Origin of the sequence: Clostridium zeae, assembly GCF_017312485.1 — a bacterium.
GTDB classification, from domain to species: domain Bacteria; phylum Bacillota; class Clostridia; order Clostridiales; family Clostridiaceae; genus Clostridium_AR; species Clostridium_AR zeae.
The window spans coordinates 56,176-67,732 of the sequence record NZ_BMBA01000010.1 but is presented as its reverse complement, the minus strand read 5'-3'; the positions used below and the strand labels follow the sequence as shown (position 1 = coordinate 67,732).

Below are 11,557 nucleotides of genomic sequence, written 5' to 3'. Positions count from 1 at the left end.
GAGTTTATGGTTGGCGTAAGGTAGTTTTAATCAAGTCATATTGTTAGTGGAGGGTATATGGGGAAAAAAGAGAAGTTATTAATAATGGCAAACATAGTAGTTGGAGTTGCTACAATTTCAGCTATAGCTACAGGTATACATAAATATGGGAATCTAGCTGCTAAGGATACAGCTATAAAGAATGTGGATATATCAACTAAAAAGGATCAAACTTTAAAGTCGGATGAGAAGAATTCTGTTAAAGTGGAGAGTGCAAGCCAGCAACAAGTTGATATCAAGGTTAAGGATACTTCTACAGATACTAGTACTGCTAAAGAAAATGTTACAAACACTAGTGTAGGCTCCCAATCAAAAAATACATCCAATACTGCAAATACGTCTACCAATACCAGTAAAAATAGTAGTAAAGGCAATACATCAAAATCAGGTTCAGCTTCTTCAACAAGTAATAATTCTAATGTGAATACAAAAGCAGAAAATAAAAATGAACAATCTTCTAGTAATACTACAGTTGATACTACTAAGCAAGAGGCTTCAGGCAGTACAACTGAAAGCAGTGGGCAAACAGGTAACTCAACTACACCACCACCTAGTACTAGCGATGATTCTACTAAAGGTAATGATACTTCAAGCGATCAAGCATCTTCAAGTACTACAGATTCAAGTAAGCAGGAACAAGCTTCAGGTACAAATTAGAACTTATATATAAATGTTAGGCTATGTTTAATTTCATCACATTGCTTTAACAGTATTAATAAAGTAAGAAAGTCTACTAAAATATTTATCTCAAAATATTTAGTAGACTTTTATTTATTTTAATACAAAAATTATTTGATCAAGGAAGAATTTTTGTGTTAAGTTTCTTAAAGTTTTTAATTAGATCTTACAGGTTTATTCTTGTTTGATAATAAAAGTGTGAATATCAACCCTAGTAGTGCTATTACAGCTGCGCCTATGAATAATTTTGCAAAGCCTTCATTTAAAGTGCTTTGAAAAACATTTTCTATTGAAGACCTAATTGCATCTATTTGAGCGAGATAATCTGATTTCCATTGGGCAACCAAGGTATCTGCAGTTACTCCTTTTGGAAGCTTACTATTTTGTAATTGTTGCTTTAACATTGGAGAGAACTTATCTATCATTGAACTACTGAATTGTTTTAGTACATCAGTTATTGTTGTAACATCAGCATTTTGAAGAGCAGATAATTGGTCAGGAGATACTGATGATGAGCCTCCTTGAGCCATAGAAACTGCTGTATTGCTGCCTGGGATAGTTACTTTAGGAAGTATAGTCATCAACTTAGGTGATATATTTTTTCCAGCTTCAGATATAAATCCTATAAGTATGTTAGGAGATATTGCAACACCTATAGATCTAATTAAAGATAGTGTTGATTGAGCTGATGCTGTTTCACTAGAATCAACATTTGTTTGCATTAGATAATTAAGTGGTGTTCCCATGGAGAACCCCATACCAAGTCCTATAAAAGCCAAGCCAATTAATAAAGAAATAAAAGATGGATTTTTAGCAACAATGAAAGCTAAAGTCGAAGTTCCTATCAAGGTAGAGGTAAATCCCATACTCAGTACTAATTTTGGTGAATATTTGTCTACGAGCTTTCCTCCTAGTGGAGCTGAAACTCCTGAAAATATAGCCATAAGAGTTACTAGATAACCACCTGATCCGGTTTTTAATTTCAAGGCGTTTTCTCCAAATTGAGGTACAAATACTATTCCCATCATACCTGCTCCAGTTATGAAGGAAATCAAAAGCGTAAGAGCAATCTCTCTATTTGTAAAGTATTTAAGGTTTAATATAGGATCTAAAGCCTTTCTTTCAACTATTATAAATATAGGTAGTAGAATTATAAATGTTATCAAGTAAGGCCAAACCTTAGTTGAAGCTATGCTATTTGTAAAGTCATGAAATTGTAGGTTTGTAAGTGCGTACATTAGGGAAAGTATTAATACTGTTACTATAATGCTGCCTAATACATCCATTTTTTTAGGCTCTTTTAAAACACCTTCGTCTTTTATGAGTAATGCTGTTATTATTACTCCGATACAGATGGGAACATTTATTAAGAATAATACTCCCCAGTTAGAGTTGCCTACTAAGTTAAGTAAGGCAGAACCAACTGTTGGTCCTAATGTAGTGGATACGCCGTACATAGCCCCCACTAGTCCAAGTGCTGAACCTCTCTTTTCAATGGGGAAGCTTTCGCCTATATAAGCTGTGGCTACTGGCATTATTCCTCCACCACCTAATGCTTGAATAACTCTTGCAGCTAGAAGGAAGGAAAAGCTACCTGCATAATTAGAAATGCCGCAAAGTAGTGAGCCTATTCCAAATAAAGCAATGCTTAAGGCAAAGACTTTCTTTTTGCCATACCTATCAGAAAATTTTCCAGCTATAGGCATAGAGACTGCATATGCAAGCGTATATATAGTTACTATCCATATACTGCTGCTAGAAGATATTGATAGCTGAGAAGCTATTACTGTTCTAGCGGGAGAGACAATACCAGTATCTAGAGCACCGATAAAAATACCTAATAGAAAGATTATTAGTAGTAGAGTTCGATTATTTTTTGCCATGAGAAGCTCCTTTCTGAACTATGTTCATTTAAAATTAAAATAAAATCATTTAGTTTGGTTCAACTAAATGATATAAATTACATTTTGATTGAATAATATATTTCATCGAATGATATATCTTTTTGTTTTACTGCAAAAGTCATAGAATTTATTATGAGTTTAGCTAACTTCTTAGCACTTATTAAAGGTTTTATTTCTTCTTTTTCTACTGCCATATTAATTGATTTTTCTAAAGCTTCATAAATCTGATCAAATATATATTGGTGTGGGCATCCTTTAGGGCCATCTGCTGTCATCATAATAAAAGTATCTATATAGGTAGATAAAAATTTATCTATATCAGAATAAATGAAAAATAATTTATCTTTTATATGGATATCTTTATATATAAGTGAATTAGAAAGTTCAATAACCTTATCCCAGTCGTTGGTAATTATCTCTATAATTAAAGCATCTTTATTAGAAAAATAATTATAAAATGTTCCTATACCTATGTTGCAGGATTTAGCAATATCTCTTATATTAAAATTATTGTAACCGCTAGTAGTAAGAACTAATCTACCTTCTTCAATCAGTTTATCTTTAATATTGAGTAATATCTTAGGCATTTATAGGCTCCTTTGTTTTATGAACAATGTTCACTAATAATATTATTATATTGCAAATATTATAAAATGCAACATATAAATTAAAATTTATAAAAATTTAATTTCAAATAGGAAAAAAATAGTTTATATTTAATGTAAGTTAATGACATAAGATTTTTTATTCTTTAGAGGAATCTATAACCTAAGTATATTTGTGGATAAATATGAGTAACGACTTAAAATATCATATAATTTAAAGAATAAAAAAGAATAATATATCGCCTGCCAAGTTTTCCTCATATTCACTCGGAAAGGCAGATGCGCAAAAAAATTCACTAAAGAAGGTCGCTTCAGCGAATTTTTTATATAAATTAATTATTGTGAAGAGAGGGATAAGTATGAGAAAGACTCGTACAGAAAGAAGTAAGGATAGAAAGAAGAAGAGAATATTAAAGGTAGTGAAGCATGGATTAGTTCTTTTTTCAGCAAATATAGTAATAGGACTAGCGTTATCAATACCTTTAGTTTACTATGGTCCTTTTGTAAATATAAAAGAATTTATAGTTACAACTGCAATGACAACTCTTAGACACCAATACATAGCAACACTCTTTCTAAGCAATGAAGAAATAAATAAAATAATGGACAATCAAAAAATAGAAGATGACGTCAATAGTGACATATCTCAAATCGCAGTGCAAACAATTGCTCCAGCTGTAAGTGAGGTAAGTAGTGGGCAACAGAAGAATACTAATGATCCTTACAATGGAATAAAGCTAATTGATATAAGCAATGATAGATATAAAGGATATATATTAATAATTGATGATCCTAAGAGAATAACAGTGGCTTCTTCTACTAAACTTGGTAGTAGCGGCATGAAATTAGATGAGATAATGAAGGAAGAAAAAGCTTTAGTAGGTATAAATGCAGGAGGGTTTGAAGATGAGAATGGTAAAGGAAATGGCGGAAAGCCTCTAGGTATAGTAGTGCATGAAGGAAAAGTAGTATACGGGAAAGAAGGAGTAGAGTACTCGGTAATAGGCTTCAATAATGATGGTGTTTTAGTTCTTGGAAAATATACTTTAAATCAAATAAGGCAAAACAATATCAATGAAGCTGTTTCTTTTTCACCTTTTTTAATAGTGAATGGTGAACCTACAATAAAAAGCGGAAACGGTGGCTGGGGGATTGCTCCTAGAACTGCTATTGGTCAAAGAAAAGATGGGTCTGTAGTAATGCTTGTTATAGATGGGCGTCAAGTATCAAGTGTGGGAGCAACATTAAGAGATGTTCAGGATATATTGCTTCAATATGATGTTTATAATGCAGCTAATTTGGATGGAGGAGCATCCACTACTATGTACTATAAAGATAAAATAATAAATAAACCATCATCTTTAGCTGGTCCAAGAACTTTGCCTACAGCCTTTATAGTTAAGTAAAGATAAAGATGTACCACTTCAATCTGAAAATATAAATTTTATTATGAAGTGGTACATCTTTAAGCATCTAATAATAAATTAATGCCTAATATGATATAATAAGCTGTATGGAATTTTTTGTACTTTATGGGAGTGTGATGATCTTTGAGCTCGAGTCTTACATGGGACTTTATAATATTAGTAATTTTATTAGCTATTTCTAGTTTTTTTTCAGCAGCTGAGACTGCTTTGATGTCTTTAAGTAAGATAAGAATAAGGCATTTAGTAGAAGAAAATATAAAAGGGGCTAAGCTGGTACAAAAGCTAACTGAAGAACCTAATAAACTTTTAGGAAGTATTTTAATTGGTAATAATGTTGCGAAAATAGGAGCTTCTGCTCTTGCAACAACTGTCACTGCAAGACTTATAAAAAGTGATTGGGGTGTTGCTATAACTACTGCAGTTATGACTATTTTAATATTAATATTTGGTGAGATAACTCCAAAGTCATTAGCTAAGCAGAAGTCTGAAGCTGTTTCCTTACGTGTAATAGGACTTATAAGTTTAGTAGTTAGTATATTAAAACCATTTGTATGGATATTTAATAGAATATCTCTATTCTTTATAAAAATACTAGGTGGAGAGACTAATATAAATCAGCAGTTTATAACTGAAGAAGAACTTAAAACAATTGTAAATGTAAGTGAAGAAGAAGGCGTACTAGAAATTGAAGAAAAGCAAATGATATACAATGTATTTGAATTTGGAGATCTTCAAGTAAAAGATGTAATGGTACAGAGAATTGATATAATTGCCGCAAGTGTAGAAGTTACCTATGAAGAAATAATTCAAATAATAAAAGATGAACAGTTTTCTAGAATACCTATATATGGTGAAACTATAGATGATATATTAGGAGTTTTGAATGTAAAAGATTTAATACTGGCTGAAGACGTAAATAATAATTTTTCAGTAAAGGATTATATGAGAACTCCACTTTATACTTTTGAATTCAAGAAAATAACTGAACTCTTTGGTGAGATGAAAAAAACTAGAAACCATATGGCTGTAGTTCTAGATGAGTATGGTGGAACTGTGGGGATTGTAACTATAGAAGATTTAGTGGAAGAGATTGTTGGCGATATTGAAGATGAATATGATGATGAAACTGATAAGCATATTGAAGTGGTAAAAGAAGATGAATATATCGTAGATGGAAGTATGAGAATAAATGATCTAAATGAACTAATAGGAACAAAGATAGAGTCTGAAGAATTTGATTCTATAGGAGGCTTTATAATAGGGCAGATAGGTAAGATGCCTGAAGATAATGAAGAAGTATCCTATCTTAATACAAGATTTGTAGTTGAAGAAGTAGAACGAAATAGAATAAAGAAAGTTAGAATCTACACTTAATAAAAAGTGAGTAACAGAAAGCTAATATTTATCCTAATAATAAATAGAGACCATGCATGAGAGGAGAGTTGTTTCCCTAATTATGCATGGTCTTTTATTCTATATATAATCTTTGGAGATTATATAAGGTCATTCTGTTTATGAATTATATTACATCCTTAATATTCAAGTGTCTTATTATAGGAATCAGCAGAATGGTTGATATGATTGTTATAGCAAGAGGTATTAGGGCATAAGGAGAAAAACTCATCACATCATTATTTGAAGTTGAGTTTAATATTAAAATACAGCATACAACCATGAGAGGAATAGATACTTTAACAGTTGAGAAAAATGAATATATTATGGAAACAAATGAGTTGAATATTGAGTAGAGTAGTGCTAATACTAATACTTTTATGAGCATATCTTTTGTAAAGGCGTCAGTAATGGCTGGGTGTATATAGTTTGCTATATTAGCGACAGAGAAAAATATAATTGCACCTAGTATAGATATTATTCCGCAATATAAGCCCATAACAAAAAGTTTAGAAAAATATATCTTGGTTCTACTTATTGGATAGGTGAACATTATATTTATTGTCTTAGTCTTATACTCTTCCATGAATAGTTCTCCTGAAAGAATACATGTAAATACATTTGTTATTAAACTTATCACAGCAAAGGAAAGTATAATTACAGCATTCCAGGAACTCAACTTTTCATCACTATAAAGTACTGGAAGAATAATTAAGGAGGAAAGAATTAATGTTATTAGTATACCTATAAATTTAGATCTTCTTTTTAGTTTAAAAAGTTCTATTCTTATTAAATTAAGCATTTTTAGTTCCTCCTATAAGTGAAATAAAGTGATCTTCTAAAGAATCTTTTCTAGTGTTCAATGACATGACGTCTACACCATTACTGATTAAAACATTATTTATAACTGCGCTACTATCTAATCTTTCATATACTCGTATCGTATCTACGCCATCAATTACGAAATTATTAATATGAAGTTTCTCTGTAAGCAAGAAGGCAGCTTTTTTTACATCATTTACTGTTAGCTCAATAGAATGTTTGTTTTTAGATTGGATGGTTGCGTAGTCGATTTCTTCAAGCAATTTTCCTTTATGGATTATTCCTATAGTATCAGCAAGCTGTTCTATCTCGCTTAATATATGACTTGATATAAGTATAGTAACTCCATGTTTTTTTGAAAGCGTTATTAGTAGATCTCTTATATGCTTTATTCCGATAGGATCTAGACCGTTTATAGGTTCATCTAACATTAGAAATTCAGGCTTTGTAAGAATTGCCCTTGCAATACCTAATCTCTGTTTCATCCCTAATGAGAATTCTTTTACAAGCTTTCCTTCAAAGTTATCTAGCTTAACCATATCTAATGCGTTTTGGATACAATCTTTATCTTCATATCCCATCAAAGTCTTATGAATTTCTAAATTTTCTCGTGCAGTAAGAGTTTCATAAAATGAAGGAGTTTCAATGACACTACCAATTCTTTTTAATACCTCAGATCTATTTAAGTTTATAGGTTCACCAAAGAATTCTATTGAACCTGAAGTTGGTCTTAAAAGATTTACTATTAATTTTATTGTAGTAGTTTTTCCAGAGCCATTTTCTCCAAGGAAACCATATATCTCACCTTTTTTTATATTAATGCTTAAATTATCTACAATTGTTTTATTTTTTAATTCTTTTGTAAGGTTAAAGGTTCTTAATGCATATACCATTATTAAATCCTCCTAATATTTATTAAGTAATTACGGTAATATCAAAATTTCTTTATTATAGTAATTTCGACTAGGTGCTTAAATATAAGTTCTTTATTCAAATCTTAATCTTTAATAACAGTATAGTTAAAATACCTTTAAAATTTTTAAAATAAATCTTACAAATTTCTTAAATAAATTAAGAATTTTTATTTAGATAGAGTTTAAAGGTAGTTTTTTTATAAGGATAACTCTCTAAAAAAATGTCTCCGCCCATCTTTTTTACTAAGGTTTTAACTATAGTAAGACCTAAGCCACTTCCAGAATAGTCTTTATTTCGTGAATCTTCTATTGTATACAGTCTTTGAAAAACTTTATCTTTCTCTAATAAATTAATACCTTTACCATTGTCCCATTCCTCAATCCATACTAAGTTGTTTTCTTCATATAGAGAAACACCAATTGTAGTTCCTTCATAACCATATTTTAAAGAATTGCTTATAAGATTGTTTAGTATCCGCTCTATAGCTTCTTTGTTAGCATAACAATAGATGTCTTCATCTGGTATGCTTATTTCCATAGAAAGATTTCTTTCAGTAATTAGACTGTAAAAGTTAAAAACTATTTCTCGAAGTGTTTCTGATATATTTAAATTTTCTAAAACTATTTCATTATCACCAGATTCAAGCTTGGCTAGGGAAAAGAATTTATTGATAAGTTCTATAACTTCATTAGTTTTATTGCCAAGCTTTATTAAGTAGTCATTTTTACCACCCTCGGAAATATTCTTGTTATAATTTATTTGGTCGATATAGCCAAGCATTACGGTTAGTGGTGTTCTTAAATCATGAGAGACATTTGACAGCATCTTTTTCACTGATTCTCTGGATTCATAATCACTGATTTGAAGCTTGTGAAATTCATTGATTAAACTATTTATAGATTGGCATAACTTTTTGACATCTTTATTTGAAGAATTTACTTTAATTCTAAGATTAGTATTATTAGATGAAATATTTTCGCAGATTAAGGATATATACCTTAAATCTTTTTTTATCTTTAAGTTTTTAAGAACTAATAATACGATTATTACCAATAGCATAACAATTATGAACAGTAAAAGTTTTATCATAGCTATATATCTCCTAATTTATAACCGATTCCCCATATGGTTTTTATATATTTAGGTTCAGATGGATTGTCCTCTATTTTTTCCCTAACCCTCCTTATATGAACCATAACAGTATTTTCATCCTTCATAAAATCATCCTGCCAAATAGATGAAAATAATTGTGTCTTAGTAAATACTTTCTTAGGATTTTCTAATAATAATTTTATGATTTCAAATTCTTTTGCAGTCAAATCTATGTGTTTTCCATTTTTTATTAATTGATAATTGTCTAAGTCTAGCGTAAGTTCACCTCTTTGAATCTTAGATTGCTTTGGAAGAGAATTTTTAAAGTAGCCAATACGCCTAAGTGATGCATTTATTCTGGCATTTAACTCATTTAATGAAAAAGGTTTAGTGATGTAATCATCTGCACCTAATTCTAATCCAAGTATTTTATCTAACTCACTGTCTTTAGCTGAGATTATAATAACAGGTATAGTACTACTTTCTCGTATCTTTCTTAAAACTTCTTTTCCGTTAAGTTTTGGAAGCATAATATCTAGTAGTATTAGATCAAAATTGTTGTTGTAAAATTCCTGCAGTGCCAGCTCGCCATCTTTAACTGAAGTAATAGAAAAACCTTCACTTTTTAGATGGCTATATACTAATTCGTTGATTTCAAGGTCGTCTTCTACTAATAATAAGTTGTAAATAACAAGTCCCTCCTAACTAAAGATGAAACACTTCAATCCGAAATCTATTTTCAAAACTCCTCTGGGTTCTGAGAGGAGAATTTGAAAATATAAATTTAATTATGAAGTGGTTCATCTATATATAAATATATAATTTTATAAATAAATGATTATTTGAAAGGTTTGAGCTAAAATATAAGATATCGTTAATTATAGTATTAAAAAAGTATTACCATTATATTGGTACAATATATACTATATTTTACAGTAATAAGTATATTATTTAAAGATAGGAATGAGAATGTATGAACTTTATGGAGGAAGCCCTTAAGGAGGCAATTATAGCTAAAGATTTAGATGAGGTACCAGTAGGAGCTATAGTTGTTAAGGATGGGGTCATAATAGGAAGAGGGCATAATTTAAGAGAAAAAAGAAAATCTCCTTTGGCCCATGCTGAGATAATTGCTATTGAAGAAGCTTCCAAGAATCTTGGATCGTGGAGACTAAGCGGATGCGAAATGTTTGTGACTTTAGAGCCTTGCGTTATGTGTGCAGGAGCTATAATACAAAGCAGAATATCAAAGCTCCATATAGGAACATTTGATCCAAATGGAGGGGCTTGTGGTTCTATTATAAATCTGACTCAAAATACAAATCTAAGTTTTTTTGTACAGGTTAATTGGTGCTATGATGAGAGATGTAGTTTAATAATTAGCGATTTTTTCAAGGAGAGAAGGAAAAAATGACCTAGATAAATAGAGGATTAGCATTTACTCTATTTATCTAGGACATTTAATGTTGATTATTTATATTTATCATTTCGAATTATATTATTAAGCTTATCTACAGTAATAATTATATCTTCTAATGTATTAAGATAGTTAAAGCTTAATCTAAGAAGACCATTTGGAAAAGTATTTACTAATTTATTATAAGAAGAGTTGGAAAATAGTCCTACTCCAGTATAAATCCCATCTTCTAAAAGTTTTTCGTGAACAGTAATAGGACTTAGAGAATTAAGTTTTAATGATACTATGCAGCTTCTATCGATGTTATTAGGTCTTCCTATAATTTGTAGATCCTGTATATTTAATAATTCATTTATAAGTAAGGAAGTTAATTCATCGGTTTTAAATTTAATATTATCTATACCTATATTGAGTAAAAATTTTAATGCAAGGTTTAATCCATATATACCAATATAGTTCAAAGTTCCCAGTTCAAGCTTTTCATTAATAGAACCAATACTATTAGGTGAAATTTGACTATTGATGTTACTAGCTGAAGACATATTATCAATAAGTTTATCGCTACCGACAAAGCCACCTATGCCTTCTGGACCAAGTAAATACTTATTTCCGCTAAAAATTATTGCATCTGCATGAATTTCTTCATTATCTATGCTAATGGTTCCAACACTTTGGGATGCATCAACTATAAAAAAAAGGTTGTATTTAGCGCAAATATCGCCAATTTGTTTTAATGGTAGGATTGTCCCAGATACATTGGAAACATGAGATAGGACAACTGCTTTTGTGTGTCTATTAATTAATCTAGGAATTATTGTGGTATCTAGTTCACCTGATTCGGTGCAAGGAATTTTTGAAATATCTAAACCGTTATATATCATAGAATTTATGGGTTTCATAATAACATCATTTTCAACAGATGGAACAATAACATGATCATTTTTATTGAGTATGCCCTTAAGGATCATATTAATTGCAAGTGTGGAATTTGAGGTAAATACTACATTGCCATCCTTCTTGAAGTTTACCAATCTACATAAAAGGCCTCTTGTCTCTTCTATCATGGACTTTATTTCTTCTACATATCCTATAAAGTTTCTATTTGATTCTAGCATTTCGAAGTATTTAAAGATATTTTCATATAGATTAGGTATTTTTGGGTAAGAAGCGAAGGCATTATTTAAATAAATCGTTCTCATTTCATACCTCCAAACTTTATAAAGCTACTTTCATATTAAATATATTATTGGTTGTGAAGTTTTATGA

Annotated in this window: 11 protein-coding genes; 4 read left to right on the top strand and 7 right to left on the bottom strand. The window is 30.2% G+C overall.

Annotation, left to right across the window (positions count from 1 at the left end; genetic code table 11):
• The first annotated feature begins 57 nt into the window (after window positions 1–57).
• On the top strand, window positions 58–696 hold the full coding sequence (locus J3477_RS23935; protein ID WP_206872757.1) for a hypothetical protein: 639 nt from the start codon (window positions 58–60) through the stop codon (window positions 694–696).
• A 176-nt stretch (window positions 697–872) separates the two neighbouring features.
• On the opposite strand, the gene J3477_RS23930 is transcribed toward J3477_RS23935, so the two are convergent.
• Both J3477_RS23930 and J3477_RS23925 read right to left on the bottom strand, forming a co-directional pair.
• Window positions 873–2,600 (bottom strand): MFS transporter, encoded by a 1,728-nt coding sequence (locus J3477_RS23930; protein WP_206872756.1) that lies wholly within the window; start codon window positions 2,598–2,600, stop codon window positions 873–875.
• 77 nt (window positions 2,601–2,677) lie between these two features.
• Window positions 2,678–3,208, bottom strand: coding sequence for a TetR/AcrR family transcriptional regulator (locus J3477_RS23925; RefSeq protein WP_206872755.1), 531 nt, complete (start codon window positions 3,206–3,208; stop codon window positions 2,678–2,680).
• A 377-nt stretch (window positions 3,209–3,585) separates the two neighbouring features.
• Here J3477_RS23925 and J3477_RS23920 point away from each other — a divergent pair, with 377 nt between their 5' ends.
• Together J3477_RS23920 and J3477_RS23915 are read left to right on the top strand one after the other, a co-directional pair.
• A complete protein-coding gene (locus J3477_RS23920) occupies window positions 3,586–4,632 on the top strand; it encodes a phosphodiester glycosidase family protein (RefSeq protein ID WP_206872754.1) in 1,047 nt (348 codons plus the stop codon).
• A gap of 144 nt (window positions 4,633–4,776) precedes the next feature.
• Window positions 4,777–6,027 carry an HlyC/CorC family transporter gene (locus tag J3477_RS23915; protein ID WP_206872753.1) on the top strand — a complete coding sequence of 417 codons (1,251 nt, stop codon included), beginning with the start codon at window positions 4,777–4,779 and terminating at the stop codon, window positions 6,025–6,027.
• Window positions 6,028–6,172: 145 nt separating this feature from the next.
• On the opposite strand, the gene J3477_RS23910 is transcribed toward J3477_RS23915, so the two are convergent.
• The 4 genes from J3477_RS23910 to J3477_RS23895 form a co-directional block, all read right to left on the bottom strand.
• The gene (locus J3477_RS23910; protein ID WP_206872752.1) at window positions 6,173–6,847 is read right to left on the bottom strand and encodes an ABC transporter permease; all 675 of its coding nucleotides are present in this window, start codon (window positions 6,845–6,847) and stop codon (window positions 6,173–6,175) included.
• Window positions 6,840–7,760 (bottom strand): ATP-binding cassette domain-containing protein, encoded by a 921-nt coding sequence (locus J3477_RS23905; RefSeq protein WP_206872751.1) that lies wholly within the window; start codon window positions 7,758–7,760, stop codon window positions 6,840–6,842. Before J3477_RS23905 ends, J3477_RS23910 begins: the two co-directional genes overlap by 8 nt.
• A 178-nt stretch (window positions 7,761–7,938) precedes the next feature.
• Window positions 7,939–8,871: a sensor histidine kinase gene (locus tag J3477_RS23900; RefSeq protein WP_206872750.1), complete on the bottom strand. Its 933-nt coding sequence runs from the start codon at window positions 8,869–8,871 to the stop codon at window positions 7,939–7,941.
• 2 nt (window positions 8,872–8,873) lie between these two features.
• Window positions 8,874–9,563 carry a response regulator transcription factor gene (locus J3477_RS23895; RefSeq protein ID WP_206872818.1) on the bottom strand — a complete coding sequence of 230 codons (690 nt, stop codon included), beginning with the start codon at window positions 9,561–9,563 and terminating at the stop codon, window positions 8,874–8,876.
• 284 nt (window positions 9,564–9,847) lie between these two features.
• On the opposite strand from J3477_RS23895, the gene J3477_RS23890 reads away from it, so the two are divergent.
• Window positions 9,848–10,288 (top strand): nucleoside deaminase, encoded by a 441-nt coding sequence (locus J3477_RS23890; RefSeq protein ID WP_206872749.1) that lies wholly within the window; start codon window positions 9,848–9,850, stop codon window positions 10,286–10,288.
• Window positions 10,289–10,344: 56 nt separating this feature from the next.
• On the opposite strand, the gene J3477_RS23885 is transcribed toward J3477_RS23890, so the two are convergent.
• Window positions 10,345–11,490, bottom strand: coding sequence for an aminotransferase class V-fold PLP-dependent enzyme (locus J3477_RS23885; RefSeq protein WP_206872748.1), 1,146 nt, complete (start codon window positions 11,488–11,490; stop codon window positions 10,345–10,347).
• Window positions 11,491–11,557 lie beyond the last annotated feature (67 nt).

Excerpts from the sequence above, each read along its gene's own strand:
- J3477_RS23905 (WP_206872751.1), bottom strand. The coding sequence starts at position 7,760 with ATGGTATATGCATTAAGAACCTTTAACCTTACAAAAGAATTAAAAAAT.
- J3477_RS23925 (WP_206872755.1), bottom strand. The coding sequence starts at position 3,208 with ATGCCTAAGATATTACTCAATATTAAAGATAAACTGATTGAAGAAGGT.
- J3477_RS23920 (WP_206872754.1), top strand. The coding sequence starts at position 3,586 with ATGAGAAAGACTCGTACAGAAAGAAGTAAGGATAGAAAGAAGAAGAGA.
- J3477_RS23890 (WP_206872749.1), top strand. The coding sequence starts at position 9,848 with ATGAACTTTATGGAGGAAGCCCTTAAGGAGGCAATTATAGCTAAAGAT.
- J3477_RS23910 (WP_206872752.1), bottom strand. The coding sequence starts at position 6,847 with ATGCTTAATTTAATAAGAATAGAACTTTTTAAACTAAAAAGAAGATCT.
- J3477_RS23930 (WP_206872756.1), bottom strand. The coding sequence starts at position 2,600 with ATGGCAAAAAATAATCGAACTCTACTACTAATAATCTTTCTATTAGGT.
- J3477_RS23900 (WP_206872750.1), bottom strand. The coding sequence starts at position 8,871 with ATGATAAAACTTTTACTGTTCATAATTGTTATGCTATTGGTAATAATC.
- J3477_RS23935 (WP_206872757.1), top strand. The coding sequence starts at position 58 with ATGGGGAAAAAAGAGAAGTTATTAATAATGGCAAACATAGTAGTTGGA.
- J3477_RS23885 (WP_206872748.1), bottom strand. The coding sequence starts at position 11,490 with ATGAGAACGATTTATTTAAATAATGCCTTCGCTTCTTACCCAAAAATA.